13 protein-coding genes are annotated in these 16867 nt (G+C 32.5%); 5 read left to right on the top strand and 8 right to left on the bottom strand.

From position 1 onward, the window contains the following. Positions 1–26: 26 nt before the first annotated feature. The 5 genes from ABD771_RS05145 to ABD771_RS05125 all read left to right on the top strand — a co-directional run bounded on the left by ABD771_RS05145 (position 27) and on the right by ABD771_RS05125 (position 4866). Positions 27–491, top strand: coding sequence for a gliding motility lipoprotein GldH family protein (locus tag ABD771_RS05145; protein ID WP_345091583.1), 465 nt, complete (start codon positions 27–29; stop codon positions 489–491). A 74-nt stretch (positions 492–565) separates the two neighbouring features. Further along, positions 566–1315, top strand: coding sequence for a hypothetical protein (locus tag ABD771_RS05140; RefSeq protein ID WP_345091580.1), 750 nt, complete (start codon positions 566–568; stop codon positions 1313–1315). Between the two features lies 1 nt (position 1316). After that, a complete protein-coding gene (locus tag ABD771_RS05135; protein WP_345091577.1) occupies positions 1317–2972 on the top strand; it encodes a DUF4139 domain-containing protein in 1656 nt (551 codons plus the stop codon). 132 nt (positions 2973–3104) lie between these two features. Continuing rightward, positions 3105–4481, top strand: coding sequence for a PQQ-dependent sugar dehydrogenase (locus ABD771_RS05130; protein ID WP_345091574.1), 1377 nt, complete (start codon positions 3105–3107; stop codon positions 4479–4481). 1 nt (position 4482) lies between these two features. Beyond that, entirely contained in the window at positions 4483–4866 is a 384-nt protein-coding gene (locus tag ABD771_RS05125) for a cupin domain-containing protein (protein ID WP_345091571.1), read from the top strand. Positions 4867–4904: 38 nt separating this feature from the next. Here ABD771_RS05125 and ABD771_RS05120 read toward each other — a convergent pair whose 3' ends face one another. The 8 genes from ABD771_RS05120 to ABD771_RS05085 form a co-directional block, all read right to left on the bottom strand. Next, positions 4905–5945, bottom strand: a complete 1041-nt coding sequence (locus ABD771_RS05120) for an aldo/keto reductase (protein ID WP_345091568.1) — start codon at positions 5943–5945, stop codon at positions 4905–4907. 119 nt (positions 5946–6064) lie between these two features. Next, entirely contained in the window at positions 6065–7495 is a 1431-nt protein-coding gene (locus ABD771_RS05115; RefSeq protein WP_345091565.1) for a TolC family protein, read from the bottom strand. Next, a complete protein-coding gene (locus ABD771_RS05110; protein ID WP_345091562.1) occupies positions 7476–10652 on the bottom strand; it encodes an efflux RND transporter permease subunit in 3177 nt (1058 codons plus the stop codon). Before ABD771_RS05110 ends, ABD771_RS05115 begins: the two co-directional genes overlap by 20 nt. A gap of 43 nt (positions 10653–10695) precedes the next feature. Then, positions 10696–11778: an efflux RND transporter periplasmic adaptor subunit gene (locus ABD771_RS05105; RefSeq protein ID WP_345091559.1), complete on the bottom strand. Its 1083-nt coding sequence runs from the start codon at positions 11776–11778 to the stop codon at positions 10696–10698. Between the two features lie 165 nt (positions 11779–11943). Continuing rightward, complete coding sequence (locus ABD771_RS05100; protein WP_345091556.1) at positions 11944–12327, bottom strand: hypothetical protein; 384 nt, start codon at positions 12325–12327, stop codon at positions 11944–11946. A gap of 231 nt (positions 12328–12558) precedes the next feature. Next, a complete protein-coding gene (locus tag ABD771_RS05095) occupies positions 12559–12738 on the bottom strand; it encodes a hypothetical protein (RefSeq protein WP_345091553.1) in 180 nt (59 codons plus the stop codon). A 103-nt stretch (positions 12739–12841) separates the two neighbouring features. After that, a complete protein-coding gene (locus tag ABD771_RS05090; RefSeq protein ID WP_345091550.1) occupies positions 12842–15379 on the bottom strand; it encodes an ice-binding family protein in 2538 nt (845 codons plus the stop codon). A 483-nt stretch (positions 15380–15862) separates the two neighbouring features. Continuing rightward, positions 15863–16828 (bottom strand): OmpA family protein, encoded by a 966-nt coding sequence (locus ABD771_RS05085; protein WP_345091547.1) that lies wholly within the window; start codon positions 16826–16828, stop codon positions 15863–15865. Positions 16829–16867 lie beyond the last annotated feature (39 nt).

Below are 16867 nucleotides of genomic sequence, written 5' to 3'. Positions count from 1 at the left end.
AATTACGTTATCTGAAAAACCAAACCATGAAACCAAAATTTATTTTCCCAATCTTAGCTATTTTCTTACTAATTTCTTGTTCAGAAAAAACAGATTATAAAAAATTTATCAAGCTTCCTGAAGACCACAGATGGATAAAATCAGATTCCAAAATTTTTGAATTTACCATTGACGATGATACAAAGTTATATGATGTTACCTTTGAGTTTAGTCATATTTATGATTATCAATTTGCAAGTGTTCCCATAAAAATTGATGTTAAAAATCCATCAGGTGAAGAAGAATTTCACAACATTGATTTCAACATAAAAGACAGTAAAGGCAAACCATTAGCCGATTGTGGTGGCGATATTTGTGATATGTCAATGAATGTTATTGAAAAAACCAAACTCCTAAAAGGAAAATATCAAATAAAAGTAGGTCACGATTTTGATGGACCTTACCTTCCGAATGTTATTGGAGTAGGAATTAAAGTAACACAATCGAAATAATTTGCATTGCTTCCCAACCTTTTCATAAAAGTAGTACTCTTTATATTTATAACTAATTACTAAATTTTATGAAAATGAAATTTTCATTAGAAATAAAAACACCTTGCAGTGAAAACTTCGATAAAATGATTCCAAATTCGAATGGTTCATTTTGTAATTCTTGTGCTAAAAATGTAATCGATTTAAGTACAAAAACCAATTCGGAAGTAGCAAGATTTATAGCTGAAAATAAAAACAAAAGCATTTGTGCCCGATTGAAAAATTCACAACTTGAAGAAGAATTTGAAATAAACGAAATTTCTAAAAGCAATAATTTTAAATATGCTGTTGCAGTTGCTGCATCAGTTTTATTAACTTCTAATGTTATTGGTCAAGAAAAAGAACCTGTGAGAACAGAACTTGGATGTGTAAAATCAAATCCACATGTTGTTGGCAAAATTGCTTATCAAGAAGGCAAATTGGTTTCCTTTATTTTGAGTGGTAAAGTTTTAGAAAAATCAACTAAAAAACCTTTATCAAATAAGAAATATCCTGAGCTTACCATTTTTGTTTCTGGTTCGAATGTTTCTGTTAAAGTAGATCCAAAAACAGGCGCTTATTCTATTCCATTGCTTTTGGATAAAAAGACTTCTGAACTATTTGTTACAATAAACTCAAGTGATTCAAGTTATTCTAAAAGTATGAAAATTGATTTATCAAAAATAAGAAATAATAGTTTAATTTTAAACCTGTCAATTGATTCAGAAACCGAAATGGAGCGTTATCAAATTATGGGCGGTTTGGGCGTGAATTATATTGACAATAAAAAAATGAAAAACTCATAAAATGAAAAAAGCACTGTTACTCACTTTACTAATTTCGGCAATTTCTTTTGCTCAAAAGCCTATTTTTACTTCGGCAAAAGTAAAATCGGCGACCGTTTATTTTAACGCTGCCGAACTGCAACAAACTACAACCGTAAATCTTCCTTTGGGAACAAGCGAAATTGTAATTAAAAATGTAGCCGATTATTTGAATGAAAACACCATTCAAATTGGCGCGCCAAGTTCGGTGACGGTTTTGTCGGTGCAATTCACTCAAAATTATATTTCAGAATATGAAATTGACGAAAGCAATCCTGCGATAAAAAAAGTGCGTGATAGTATTACTTTGGTTCAAAAGGAGATTAAGAAAATTCAAATTGAAACCTATTCACATCAACAAACAATTGGTTTATTAGACAATAATCAAACGGTTGCTGGAGCCAATTCGGGATTAAGTGTAACCGAATTAATAAAATTAGTAGATTATTATAAAGCCAAAAGAACAGAATTAGACAATGCTGTAGTTTCATTGCAAGAAAAAGAAGCAAAGTGGAACTTAAAACTCAAAGCATTAAACGATAAACTCGAAATAAATACTAAAAAAGAAGAAAAATCATCTCAAGGAAAATTGGTACTTCAAGTAATGAACGAAATTGCAGGAAACGTAAATCTTGACATCAACTACATCACCAATTCCGCAACATGGAATCCGTTTTATGATTTACGTGTGGATAATGTAAAAGATCCAATCAACATGATGTATAAAGCACAAGTAACCCAAAATTCTGGTATTGATTGGAAAAAAGTGAAACTAACTTTATCTAGCGGAAATCCAAATCAAAATAATCAAGCTCCGATATTGAGTTCTTGGTTTTTGAGATATGGAAATCCATACGATAAATATATGTATGAAAACAAATATAGTGTGACTAATCAGTTACAAGTAAGAGCAGCTGGTATAAAAGTTGGAGAAGATTTAAGTTTGAAATTTAGGGATACAACAGCAAGCTATGGAATTGACGAATTTAATGACAATTCTATATCAAATTACACTTCCATCAACGAAAACCAACTAATCGTTTCTTTCGATATTGACATTCCTTATGACATTTTATCTAATGGAAAAGCACATTCTGTAGCGTTGAAAGAAATTAAATTACCTGCAACTTACAAATATTATGCTGCACCAAGAGTAGATAAAGAAGCCTTTTTATTGGCAGAAATTAATGATTATTCTAAATACAATTTATTGCCTGGCGAAGCTAATATCATCTTTGAAGGTTTGTATGTGGGCAAAACAACTATCAATCCAAATCAAACGGCCGATACTTTAAATTTAAGTATGGGAAGAGATAAAAAAATCAACATCAAACGCGAAAAAGTAGTTGACAAAAGCGGTACTAAATTTTTATCATCCTACAAAGAGCAAACGTTTACCTATGATTTAACAGTTAGAAACAACAAAAAAGAAGAAATTTTCATGCTGCTGAAAGATCAATATCCGTTGAGTACAGATAAAGAAGTTACAATAGAATTATTGGAAGACGGAAAAGCAAAAGTAAACACCGAAACCGGAATTCTAACATGGGAACTGAAACTCGCACCAAACGAAACCAAGAAAATCAGAATCAGTTATAAAGTGAAATATCCAAAGGATAAAGTAATCGATAATTTATAAGCATAACTAACTCAAGCAGAGGAAAAGCGTAAAGAATTTAAAACTCTTTGCGCTTTTTTGTTTTTGTAAATCACTATGAATGAAATACTTTAGAAAAATTTTATTAAATTTACGATTGCTAAACTAATAATTATGAAAAAGATTTTACTTTTAGGTATTATAGTATTGTCCTTTTTGGGGCATTCACAAACTATTGCGCTACAATCATTTGCAACAGGTTTTAATAGTCTGGTAGAAATTGCAAATGCAGGCGATTCGCGATTATTTGTTGTACAACAAGGAGGATTAATTCGAATTTTAAATTCAAATGGTACTGTAAACGCAACACCTTTTCTAAATCTGTCTACCATTATTAGTTCAGGTGGAGAAAGAGGATTATTAGGTTTAGCATTTCATCCGAACTATACTACAAATGGTTTTTTCTTTGTTAATTACACCAACACCTCAGGAAATACAGTAATTGCAAGATATAGTGTAAGTGCAAATCCAAATATTGCCAATACAACAGGAACTATTTTGATGACAATCACACAACCATTTACGAACCACAATGGCGGAAGCATAAAATTTGGACCAGATGGTTATTTATACATCGGAATGGGTGACGGCGGAAGTGGCGGTGATCCTGGAAATAGAGCTCAAAACATCAATGAAAATTTAGGTAAGATGCTTCGAATTGATGTGAATTCAACCGTTGCTCCTTTTTATACAAGTCCTTCAACAAATCCTTATATTGGTGTTGCTGGAAATGACGAAATTTGGGCTAGAGGATTACGAAATCCATGGAAATTTTCATTCAACAGATTAAATGGCGATTTATGGATTGCAGATGTAGGACAAAATGCTTTTGAAGAACTAAATAAGATAGCAAGTCCGTTACCTAATACTGGGTTGAATTTTGGTTGGAAATGTTATGAAGGAAATGCAACCTACAATACAACTGGATGTAATCCTGCCAATACAATGACATTTCCTTTTTATCAATATCCTTTATACAGCAATGGTACTTGTTCTATAACTGGAGGATATGTTTATACAGGATCAACTTATCCAAACTTACAAAACAAATATGTTTTTAGTGATTATTGTGATAATAGAATTAGAACTATTGACAATAATGGAATTGTATCCACTTCAGTTGTTTTTCCAAATAATGATTTTGTAACTTTTGGTGAAGATTATCTTGGTGAATTATACATCGCTGGAATTTCGTCTGGAACAATTTATAAAATAATTGATACTTCATTAAGCAATTCAGAGTTTGATAAAATGGGATTTTCTTTGTATCCAAATCCGGCAAAAGAATCGTTTACAATTAAAAGTTCTGATGAAAATTTAGCAACAAAAATCGATTTATTTGACCTTACAGGAAAATTACTTTTGACAAAAAAATTAGAAAATAATCCTGAAAATACTATTGCCACAACTTCACTTTCTAAAGGAATGTATTTGGTTACTTTAGAAACTAAAAATGGAACGAGTTATACTACAAAACTGATTATAGAATAATATGCTCAAACCATTTATCGTAACAACAATTACATCAAACGAAAACGGAATTTCTGTTTTTACTGAAACTGATTTTGAAGTGAATCAACGTGGAGGAATGTTCTTAACCGAACAAATTGCTTCCAAGAATTTCAGAATTAGGAAAAGTGATGTGGGTTACGAAACGGATTTTCATTTAAGTGGTGACCCAACTTTAATAATTATGTTAAAAGGTACTTTGAAAATTGAATTGCAAAATGGTGAATTAAAAACATTTTCTGCAGGAAATTCATTCATTGCAAAAGACAATTTACCTGAAAATGTACTTTTCGACAACAAAATTCACGGACACAAAGCAAGTGTAATTGGTAATGAAACGCTAGAAGCAATTCATATTAAGTTGTAATCAAACTGAACACTGAACACTGATCACTGAATACTGAATCAAGGTGCTGGATTAGGATGAATCTCTTGAATTCTTTCAATTTCAGATAAAATTTCTTCAGATAAAACTACTTCGAACGCATCAATGTTTTCCTTTAATTGTTCCAATGATGTTGCTCCGATAATCGTTGACATCACTAAGCGCTGTTGGTTTACAAAAGACAATGCCATTTGAGTAATTGTTAACCCATTTGCTTCTGCTAAATCTTTGTATAATTTTGTTGCTTTAAAGCAATTTTCGTTGTTATATCTAGTAAAATTTGGAAACAATTTCAAACGAGAATTTTCAGGAAAACCATTCAAATATTTACCTGATAAAAATCCGAATGCCAATGGAGAATACGCTAATAATCCAACATTTTCACGCATACAAATTTCAGAAAGTCCAACTTCAAAAAGACGATTCAACAAAGAATACGGATTTTGAATGGTTGCAATTCTTGGTAAATTATGCTTTTCGCTTTCGTTTAAAAACTTCATCACACCATATGGATTTTCGTTAGAAACGCCAATATGTTTTATTTTTCCTTCTTTGATTAATCCATCATAAACCGATAAAACTTCAAAGAAGTTGTCTTGCCATTTGTTATCCAATTCGGTAACACCGCGTTTTCCAAACATATTCATTACTCGTTCTGGCCAATGCATTTGATACAAATCGATGTAATCCGTTTGAAGATTTTTCAAACTCAATTCTACCGCTTCGTGAATGCTTTTTTTAGAAAAATCTAATGGTTGGCGAATGTATTCCATGCCCCGATTTGGTCCTGCAATTTTAGTTGCTACAACCAATTTTTCTCTCTCAGAAGCGCCAATTTTATGCAACCAACTTCCTATATGACGTTCTGTACTTCCAAAGATTTCGGCATTTCCACCAATGGGATACATCTCTGCAGTATCAAGAAAATTTATTCCTCTTTCAATAGCATAATCCAATTGTGAATGTGCTTCGTCTTCAGAATTTTGATTACCAAAAGTCATCGTACCTAAACAGATTTTACTAATTTTTATATCAGAATTTGGAAGTGTAGTATATTTCATGTTGACGGATTGAATTTAGAAATGCAAAAATACATTTTCAAAAATGATTTTGGATACTAACGTTTGTTAAACAATATAAAAAAAGAGCCGATTTAAAATCGACTCTTTCAAAAACAATATTATTTCCATCCACCACCAAGATTTCTATATACTCGAACAGTAGCATTTAGTTGTTCTTTCTTAGTTTCAATCAATTCTAGTTTAGACTCAAGTGCATCGCGTTGTGTCATTAAAACTTCAAAATAGTCAACACGAGCCGATTTAAACAAATCATTAGAAACATCAATTGATTTGTTTAAGGCATCAACTTGTTTTGATTTTAAGTTATAACTATTTTCTAAATTGCTAATTTTTGACAACTGCGTAGCAACTTCCAAATAAGCATTTAAGATTGTTCGCTCATAGTTGTACAACGCTTGAAGCTGACGCGCATTTGCATTTTTATATTCTGCTTTTATGGCGTTTCTATTAATTAAAGGTGCAGCCAAATCTCCTGCTAAAGAATACAATAATGATTCTGGAAGCGTAAATAAATACGATGGTTTAAAAGCCTTCAATCCATAAGATGCTGAAATGTCTAGCGATGGATAAAACTCAGCATGAGCTGATTTTACATCCAACTTAGCTGCTGCAAGTTCTAGTTCTGCTTGTTTAATATCGGGACGGTTTGCCAATAATTGTGATGGAATTCCAAAAGTTACATTGTTAGGCATCAGACTTAAAAAATTGGTTTTATCTCTAGGGATTTCCTGCGGATAACGACCTAATAAAAAGTTGATTGTGTTTTCAGTTTCTTTAATTCTTTGCAAAATTTCAAACTCCATGCTTTTGGACGAATATACTTCAGCTTGAAATTTTTGTACTGCCAATTCAGTTGCTCTAGCGGCTTCTTTTTGAACTTTTACAATTTCTAAAGCATTGGTTTGCAAATTGATATTTTGTCTAACAATTTCCAACTGACTGTCTAGAGAAATTAATTCGTAATACGAATCGGCAACCTCAGCAACAAGATTAGTAATTACAAAGTTTTTGCCCTCAACAGTTGCTAAATATCTACTAACTGCGGCTTTCTTAGAATTGCGTAGTTTTTTCCAAATATCAACTTCCCAATGCGCATAGGCAGCCAAAGTATAATCTTGTAATGGATCTGGAAATTCCTTTCCTGGCATAATTTCGGTAGAAGCATCACCAGCACCTTGACTTGTGTAACGTCCTACTTTTTCTACTCCAGCACCAGCTTTTACTCCAACCATTGGCAATAAAGCGCCTTTTTTTACTCGAATATCATTTCTTGCAATTTCAATTTCTTGCAAAGTAATCAGCAACTCTTGATTATTTTTTAAAGCGACATCTATCAAATCTGAAAGATTTTTATCCTTATAGAAATTTTTCCAAGGCGCACTTGCAATAGTATTGGTGTCCTTGCTGCTTACAAAAGATTCCGGAATTGCCTGACTTGCTTTTATAGGCTCAATTGCTGGTGCCTTGCAGCTTACTACCACCAAAACTAAGCTTAGTAGTAGTATATAATTAAAGTTTTTTAATTTCATTGTGGTCAATTTCTTCTGTTAATGGATTTTCTTCTTCTTTTTTAACCAGTTTGATTCGCTCGGCAATCCTAGCGAATATGTAGTATAATCCAGGAATTAATAGTACTCCGCAAACTGTTCCTATAAGCATTCCTCCTGCTGCTGCAGTACCAATGGTTCGGTTTCCAATTTTTCCAGGACCAGTTGCAAATGCAAGTGGAAGTAATCCAGCTATAAAAGCGAAAGAAGTCATCAAAATTGGACGTAACCTTGCTTTAGATCCTTCCATTGCGGCTTCAATAACCGATTTTCCTGCCGCATGTCGTTGTACAGCAAATTCAACAATAAGAACTGCGTTTTTACCCAGCAAACCAATAAGCATTACCATGGCAACTTGAGCATAAATATTGTTTTCTAATCCTGTAAATTTCAGCAACAAGAACGCTCCAAAAATACCTGCTGGTAAAGAAAGAATCACTGATAATGGTAAAATAAAACTTTCATATTGCGCTGCTAAAACCAAGTATACAAATCCTAAACAAATCAAGAATACCCATATTGCCTGATTTCCTTGCGCTACTTCATCGGCAGAAATACCAGCCCAATCAATATCGTATCCTCTAGGTAATTTTTTGGCAGCGACTTCTTGAATAACTTTAATAGCAGTACCTGAACTATAACCTGCAGCTGCTCCACCAGAAATTTCAGTAGATGTATACATGTTATGTCTAGTTATTTCTGAAAGTCCGTATACTTTTTCTAGTCGCATAAATGCTGAAAAAGGCACCATTTCATCACGATTATTTTTCACATAAAGTTTCAAAATATCATCTGGTTGAGCGCGATATTCTGGAGCTGCTTGAACAATTACTTTGTAATTAATTCCGTATTTAATAAAACTAATTTCGTAATTACTTCCAACAAGAGTTGATAACGTAGTCATTGCATTTTCAATAGAAACTCCTTTTTGCTGTGCAATATCATTATCGACTTTCATCATATATTGCGGAAAACTTGCACTAAAAAAGCTAAAGACATTAGATAATTCAGGACGTTTGCTTAATTCTTCTACAAATTCTTTATTGACGGCTTCTAATTTTTTAAAATCACTTGTTCCTGTTTTATCTAATAAACGAAGTTCAAATCCTCCTGCAGCTCCATAACCTGGCACAGCTGGCGGTTGAAAAAATTCAATATTAGCTCCTGGAATTTCTTTAGATTTTTCTTCTAATTCTTTCATTATTTGTTGAACGGATTCTTTTCTGTCATTCCAATCTTCAAGATTTATTAGACAAGTTCCTGCATTCGCACCAGTACCCTCTGTTAGAATTTCATATCCTGCAAGTGATGATACCGATTTTACACCTTCAATTTTCTCTGCTTCTTGTTGCAATTTCTCAGCAATATTATTTGTTCGTTCTAATGATGATCCTGGCGGAGTTTGAATAATAGCATAAAACATTCCTTGATCTTCATTTGGAATAAATCCAGAAGGAACTGTGCTACTAACTAGCCATGTTCCGGCACAAAATGCTAAAAGTGCAATAACAGTAATTGCTCTTCGGTTTATAATTTTACTTAATACATTTTCATATTTACCTTGTACTAAGTTAAACTTGTTGTTAAAACCATCAATAAATATATTTACTGGTGTTCTCTTTTTGGGTTTGCCATGATTATTTTTCAACATCATAGCACAAAGTGCTGGCGTTAATGTTAAAGCAACCACTCCTGAAAGTATGATTGCTGTTGCCATAGTAATTGAAAATTGTCTGTAAAAAACTCCAACTGGACCAGACATAAACGCAACCGGAATGAATACCGCAGCCATCAAGAATGTAATTGCTATAATCGCTCCTGCAATTTCATGCATAGCTTTTTTAGTAGCTTTCAAAGGTGATAAATGCTCTTCCTCCATCTTAGCGTGGACGGCTTCAATAACTACGATGGCATCATCGACGACGACTCCAATTGCTAAAACTAAAGCGAAAAGTGTAATTAGATTCAATGAAATATCAAAGAACGACATGAAGGCGAACGTCCCAACCAAAGAAACTGGAACTGCAATTGCTGGAATAACCGTTGATCGCCAATCACCAAGAAATAGGAATACTACTAAACCTACCAAAATGAACGCTTCAATTAAAGTATGAATTACTTTTTCGATTGAAGCATCTAAGAATTTTGAAACGTCATACGAGATTTCGTAATCCATTCCTTTTGGGAATTTTTGCTTAATTTTTTCTAGTTTGGCTTTTACATCTTTAATAACCTGATTGGCATTACTACCAAAAGATTGTTTTAACACAATTGCTGCAGATGGTTTGCCATTTAAGTTCGAATAGATATCATACATTGCACTACCAAATTCAATTTTGGCTATATCCTTCAATCGCAAAAGTTCTCCGTTACTATTGGATCGTACTACAATGTTTTCATATTGTTCCTTGGATGTAAAACGTCCAGAATATTTTAATACATATTCAAATGCTTGCGATCTTTTTCCAGAAGCTTCTCCAGTTTTACCAGGCGATGCTTCTAAACTTTGACTTGATAAAGCTTCCATAACTTCTTCTGAAGAAATTTTGTAAGCTAACATTCGATCGGGTTTTAGCCAAATACGCATGGCATATTCACGTGTTCCTAAAATATCTCCAGAACCAACACCATTTACTCTTTTCAATTCTGACAATACATTGATGTCGGCATAATTGTAAAGAAACTTCATGTCGGTATTTTTATCTGTACTAAAAAGATTTACATACATCAACATACTCGGTACTTCACGAGTGATTTTTACACCTTCTCGAACAACCAATGGAGGTAATTTATTGGTAACTGAAGCTACACGATTTTGCACATTAATTGCAGCCTGATTTGGATCGGTGCCTAAATTAAACACAAGTTGAATACTGGCTTCTCCGTCGTTTCCAGCATCAGAGGTCATGTATTTCATTCCGGGAACGCCATTTAAAGCTCTTTCTAACGGAATAATTACAGACTTTATCATTAATTCTCCATTAGATCCAGGGTAATCTACTTTTACATTTACCATTGGTGGAGAAATGGTTGGGAATTGTGTAATTGGTAAATTTAATACCGATAGAACTCCTAAAAAGACAATTATCAATGAAATTACTATTGACAATACTGGTCTTTGTATAAATTTATTAAACATTTATTTATTTATTTTATGATTAAACAACATTTGAATTAGAAATTTACTCTGCTTTTAATCGTAAATTATTGATGACTTCTTTTGGTGAAACATAGTCATACTTAATTTTTTCATCGTCTTTTACTTTCTGAACGCCTTCTAATAGAATTTTATCATTGGCTGTTAGACCACTTGCAATAACATATAAATCGGGTATTTCTCCAGTAACAGTAATTTCTTTTGACTCTAAAACATTGTTTTTATTTACTATGAAAACGTACTTTTTATCTTGAATTTCAAAAGTTGCTTTTTGAGGAATTACGATAGCATTTTTTAAAGGAATAACCATTTGAATTGATCCTGTTTCACCGTGCTTTAATAATTTATTTGGATTTGGGAATCGCGCTCTAAAAGCAATATTTCCGGTTTCACTGTCAAATTCACTTTCTATTACTTCTACATAACCATCAGAACTAAATACTTCGTTGTTGGCAAGGCGCAAATTCACTTTAGTTTTAGAATGGTTTTTATTATGGGTTTGATAATCTAAATATTCTGGTTCGGAAACATTAAAATAGACAAACATCTGGCTGTTGTCTGAAAGACTTGTCAATAATTCTCCTTCTTCTATAAGACTTCCTAATTTTAATGGAATTCTATCAATTGTCCCTGCAAATGGTGCTCTTATTTCGGTAAATGATAAATGAAGTTTTGCTAAAGCAACTTCGGCTCTTGCCTTTTCTAATTTGGCTTGAGCAATGTATTGTTCACTTTTAGAAACCACATTTTTGTCGGCTAATGTTTTAGCATTTTGTAGTTCAATCTCTGCAGACTTGGCTTCGGCTTGAGCTTTTAATAATTCGGCTTCATAAATTTTTGGCATAATTCTAAATAGAAGCTGACCTTCTTTTACAAACTGACCTTCATCTACATATATATTTTGTAAAAATCCTTTTTCTTGTGTTCTAATTTCGATGTTTCTCACAGAGCGTATTTGCGAGACATATTCTTTAACAAATGAAGTGTCAATTTTAACTGGATTAGTAACTGTTAGCTTGCCAACTTCTTCTTTTTCTTCTTTTTTAGTAGTGCAACTAGATAAGCACAACAAGGCAGTTAAGCCCATGAACATAAATTTGTTCTTCATAATAAATGAATTTTAAGCGATTGAATTAAGAGTAAAAGAGACTATTGCTCTGATATTTGAGTTTAATCAGCGCTAAAAAGCATGAAATATAAATTCAATGAAGTAAACGAGATACATTCACAAACAAAACAAACCACACTTAATGGGCTGATGTGAAGTAGAGCATCATATTATTAAAACACTATGAGCAAGATAAATAGGACACGATCCAAAATGAGTTTTGGTAAAAAAATCGTGACCTTTAATGTAGTAGTTTGAAATAGTTACAGGTGGATGTAACGAATATATTGTATTGACCAAAGAATATTTGCCTTTATAGAAGTCCCTTTTATCGACTGCTTTGATACTTTTTTCAGAATGAATTTCTTCTTCAAAATCAACTCCAATATCTTCTATCAATATAAGTATATGCGTATCATCAGCAAGTTTAACCTGATGCTTTTGAGCAAATTGTTCTATTTTGCTACTATTAGTTTCAACCACAGAAGCATTTCCTTTACTGCCTAGTAAAAGAAAACTTAAATATAGTATAAACGAAACTACTTTCATACGGTGCCAAAATTATAAAATTTCCGAAAACAAAAAACATAGCAAAAGTTAAGAAAACTATAAACTGACGAAAACGTTATTATTGTCTGCTTTTGTATCAAACCATTTTTAATAGAAAGTAAAAAGTTCAAAGAAAAACCTTGAACTTTTTACTAGTTTAATTTCAAATTATTATTGTTTCAAATCGCTCAACATATTAAATTCAAATACCTTTTTTTGAAGGTTCTTTACTTATTGCAAAGGTTTTTTATACACAATAAAGAATTTATCAAATACATAAATAGTGCCCAAAAGAAGTAAAACCCATAAATATGAATCTATAGGTAAAGCAGCCACATCATTAGCTGAAGTACCATCTTCCCCATAAGTCATTTCAGGTATAAATGTTGGATAGCTTTCTTCAGCAGTCATATCTATGCTGTTAATATCTTTAGTTTGTGTATAAGAAAATATTGGAAGTAACAGAATAATTACTATTACTAAAAGTATGTTTTTACTCTTTTTCATATTATTTTTAATTTATAACTTTTACTGTTACCGATTGATTATCCTCTGAAATTATTTTTAACAGTACAGCTTGATGGTTCGTTTCTAATCCTTTTAGTATAGCAGTAGTGTTTTTGATATAGTTTAGTTTATAAATAATACGTCCTAAAATATCATATGCTAAAATATCTTTCATCACAATTCCTTTAGTAGAAATATGAAATTCATCTAAGTTTTTATATACAATTATCGAGTTTTGGGTAAATGTATTAGAAGGTAGTCCCAATGATTGGGCATAAACAATTTTAAAACGATTATTAAAAACACCTACATTCGAAGTAAAAGTATACGGTGCTATTTTAATATTGGTGTCGGTTCCTGTTAAGTTATCTCTAATAAATACCTCTTGACTACCTAAAAACAAGCCATCCATGTCGGTTAACTTGATAGAATAAGTTCCTGCGGCAGCGCATATAAAACCCAGAGGAACTTCATCTGTAGTTTCAAATGGTAAAGCTCGTCCTTGAATTACATAACTGTCGCCATCAATCACAGAATAAAGATAACTACCTATATTTCCATATGATAACCCATCAAATTTGGAGTCAACATCTTGTGTGGCTTCTTCAACATAACCTACTAATATCTGATTAATATCATTACCTATATCTGATGTTAAGTTTAACCAAATACGATGTTTTTCTTCTGCAGTTGTTACAGATTTATTAAATTGATTATCTTGATTTGCGACACGCATGGAATTAGTAAAAGTTACATTTCCTGAAGCTATTGCCTTTACAAAAAAACCTTGCCCAACTTGAATAATATTATTAGGGTTTCCTGTATTTAAACCATAGGCAGGATGTCCGATTGGAGAACTAGTTGCAGGTGTACCACCAGTAGCGGTCCAGCTGGCAAAATTGGTTCCAATAGGAAATATACCTGCTGCATTCATTGTAAGTGTATGTTGGTAATAATAGATAACACCTTCAATAGTATTTGCATTTTCTTGTAGAAACATATTAGCATTTAATGCCGAAGGAAATGGATTTCCAACTAAATTATAATTACTTCCATTCATAACATAAGATGCTAATGGAAAAGAAATTGTTCCATTGTTAGGAACACCCATAAAAGTACCTGTCCATTCAGTGGGAATTGTAGACGATTGGTTATTTGGTGCACGAATAGCAAACCCATTTGCAGGAGTAAATTCTGACGAACTATTAATCGAAGCATTACTATAGGCATTCGCGGCTGTATCGTAAGTATAAAATCTATACGTTAAGGTTTCGGGTGAAAAGTTAAATAAATTTTGACCAATTACTGGAGAAGACCACAAAGTGTGATCTAATCGAATAATAGGAGAAGTATTTCGTTTCACTGTTATGTTTCCACTATTAACTGCGGTTTGGTCGGTTTGTATTAAATTAGTATTGTTATTAAAAAGTACTGTTGCTGTTGGAGCCACGCTTAGAACTCCATTAATGAAGAAATTAGTTCCAGAAGGAACGTTTACTACTGCATCATTTATTACCTCTAAAGAACATGAAAACAAATCACTGCTTTGGGAGTAATTTCCTGCAATAACTACACGTTGATTAGCTACCGGAAGAAATGGCGACCATGAAGTGCCGTTCCAAGTAGTGGTAAAAGAACAACTCACGGCATCAGTATCAGCTATTCCATTACAATCATCATCTATTTCGTTACCATAAATTTCTAGCGCATTCGGATGAATTGCAGCATCGGTATCATTACAATCAGTATTATTTAATACATATCCTGCTAATACATAGCATGAGAAAATATTTGGATTTCCATATCCATCTATATCAGCATCGGCATAATACACATTAGAACTATTGTCAATACCTACATTAGTTAGAAGTGTACCATAAGTAGATATTGCACCACTAATTGATAATAATTTACTATTTAATTGACATCCTACTGCAACAGAAATTGCACCATCTGAAATAACTGTTCCTGTAAAATTAGTTTGTGCAGCCAATGAAAAAGCACCACCAACTATCCAATAAACATTATTTGGTAATGCACCGTTGACTAATACAACCGAAGCACCAGCAGCAGCAGTAAGTGCTCCATCGAACTTTAAAATAAATTTGGCATTTGGATTGTTTTGGGCATCTAGAGTTAGTGCGCCAGCAATAGAACCTGCAGCGCCAATATAATAAACACCTGAAGTAAGCGTTTCTCCGCTTCCATAAGCTGGCGTGTGCGCTGTAAAGTTTGGCGTTAAATTCTGGTAGACATTATAAGCAGCCGCCAAATCAATAGAGGCATTTTGAGTAACCGCATTGGCATTATAAAATTGCCCATTAATGCTAGAGGTTTCAAAACCAGAAATAATTCCAGCGTTTGTACCTATATTACCTGTAATGGTAGAAGAGGTTACATTGGTAACGGCTCCAGCATTAGTAAAAATTGAAAATCCTGAGGCAGCTCCTAAGCTTGGTAAACATTGTGCAGAAGAGGAAGTTAGAATACCAAAAAAAAGAGACATAAAAAAGCCAGAAAACAAGTACAAATTTGTTTTTTCCATAATAAATTATTGTTAATTAATATAATTGACAAGCTTAATTTGTACCTAGGAAATAATTTGTCTTGTTTAATATAGTGTTAAGATAGTGGTAAATTGTTGTTATAAAATTTAATTAGCTGCGTTTAATCTAAAGTATTAACGCTTATTTTGAATGTTAAAGTATGAATTATAGTGATAATAATTGTTTAACATGAGTAAATTATTATTTTAAGCAGTAAACAACTACAAATTCGCTTATTAATTACCTAATTGGCTCGATATCAATAAAAGAACAAATAAAAAAACTTTAACACAATTAAGTCCTTAACAAAGTCAAAAAAAATAAAAAAGACTGTCAAAATATGTTGATTTACTACTACTAAAAAAAGACACCGATTTTTTGTAATTAACCAGTTTAGTATAATCTATAACTACCTAATACTATTATAAAAAAAAGACCCTAAGAAATATCCTAGAGTCTTTGTAGATTTAAAAAATAATCGATTACAAATCATTCAACATTTTTGAAATTTCGTCTAATTTTGGAGTCAAAATAATTTCGATTCTTCTGTTTTTTGCTTTTCCTTCTGGTGTGTCGTTGCTCATTAATGGTGCAAATTCTCCTCTTCCGGCAGCAGTTAAATTATCTTTTTTAACACCTTTATTTTCTGAAAGAATATTTACAATTGCTGTAGCTCTTTTGGTAGATAAATCCCAATTGTTTTCAATTCCGCCACCAATATTTCCAAGGATCTTGTCGTCGTCGGTGTGACCTTCAATCAATACAGAAATATCTGGATTATCTGCAAGCACTTTTCCTACAGCAACAACTGCGGTTTTTCCTTCAGCACCAACTGCCCAACTGCCTGTTCCAAAAAGTAATTTATTTTCCATAGAAACATATACTTTTCCGTTGCGTTGCTCAACAGTTAATCCTTTTCCTTCGAAAGCTTTCAATGATTTAGAAAGTGTTTCTTTCAATTTTTTCATGCTTGCATCTTTAGCCGCAATGTAGGCTTCTAATTCGCTCAAGCGTTTTGAACTTGCATCTAATTCGGCTTTCAATTTGTTCAAACGTTCTTGCTCAGCAGCCATCGATTTCTCTTTAGCTTCCAATTTTGCAAGTAATTCTCTGTTTTTATTGATGTTAGCCGTCAATGCTTCGTTACTGTCTTTCTCTAAAGCATTGTAGGAAGCTTGAAGTGTTTTCAAATTTTTATCGGAAGCTGTAAAATCGGCTAGAAGTTTATCGCGTTCAGCTTTCAATTTATCATATTCCGATTGCAATTTAGATTTATCGGTTTCCAATTGGTTTTTGGATTTGGTTAAATCTTCGTTACTGTCAGCTAAAGTTCTGTTTTCTTTTTTCAATTCGGCAAACTTGTTTTCCAAATCGTTGTAAATCTTTTTAGAAACACACGATGTTGAAAGTGCCACAATCAATAATCCTAAGGAAATTCTTTTAATCATTTTAAATTTATTTTTTTGAATCGAATCAAAATTAAAGCA

This window comes from Flavobacterium chungnamense (assembly GCF_039539165.1).
Classification (GTDB): Bacteria; Bacteroidota; Bacteroidia; order Flavobacteriales; family Flavobacteriaceae; genus Flavobacterium; species Flavobacterium chungnamense.
Note: the sequence above shows the minus strand (reverse complement) of the source record. Positions and strands in the feature narration are given on the sequence as shown.

What these genes read in the sequence shown, in the direction of transcription:
- ABD771_RS05125 (WP_345091571.1), top strand. Translation starts at nt 4,483, where the DNA reads ATGCTCAAACCATTTATCGTAACAACAATTACATCAAACGAAAACGGA.
- ABD771_RS05105 (WP_345091559.1), bottom strand. Translation starts at nt 11,778, where the DNA reads ATGAAGAACAAATTTATGTTCATGGGCTTAACTGCCTTGTTGTGCTTA.
- ABD771_RS05130 (WP_345091574.1), top strand. Translation starts at nt 3,105, where the DNA reads ATGAAAAAGATTTTACTTTTAGGTATTATAGTATTGTCCTTTTTGGGG.
- ABD771_RS05100 (WP_345091556.1), bottom strand. Translation starts at nt 12,327, where the DNA reads ATGAAAGTAGTTTCGTTTATACTATATTTAAGTTTTCTTTTACTAGGC.
- ABD771_RS05090 (WP_345091550.1), bottom strand. Translation starts at nt 15,379, where the DNA reads ATGGAAAAAACAAATTTGTACTTGTTTTCTGGCTTTTTTATGTCTCTT.
- ABD771_RS05110 (WP_345091562.1), bottom strand. Translation starts at nt 10,652, where the DNA reads ATGTTTAATAAATTTATACAAAGACCAGTATTGTCAATAGTAATTTCA.
- ABD771_RS05140 (WP_345091580.1), top strand. Translation starts at nt 566, where the DNA reads ATGAAATTTTCATTAGAAATAAAAACACCTTGCAGTGAAAACTTCGAT.
- ABD771_RS05115 (WP_345091565.1), bottom strand. Translation starts at nt 7,495, where the DNA reads ATGAAATTAAAAAACTTTAATTATATACTACTACTAAGCTTAGTTTTG.
- ABD771_RS05085 (WP_345091547.1), bottom strand. Translation starts at nt 16,828, where the DNA reads ATGATTAAAAGAATTTCCTTAGGATTATTGATTGTGGCACTTTCAACA.
- ABD771_RS05145 (WP_345091583.1), top strand. Translation starts at nt 27, where the DNA reads ATGAAACCAAAATTTATTTTCCCAATCTTAGCTATTTTCTTACTAATT.
- ABD771_RS05135 (WP_345091577.1), top strand. Translation starts at nt 1,317, where the DNA reads ATGAAAAAAGCACTGTTACTCACTTTACTAATTTCGGCAATTTCTTTT.
- ABD771_RS05120 (WP_345091568.1), bottom strand. Translation starts at nt 5,945, where the DNA reads ATGAAATATACTACACTTCCAAATTCTGATATAAAAATTAGTAAAATC.
- ABD771_RS05095 (WP_345091553.1), bottom strand. Translation starts at nt 12,738, where the DNA reads ATGACTGCTGAAGAAAGCTATCCAACATTTATACCTGAAATGACTTAT.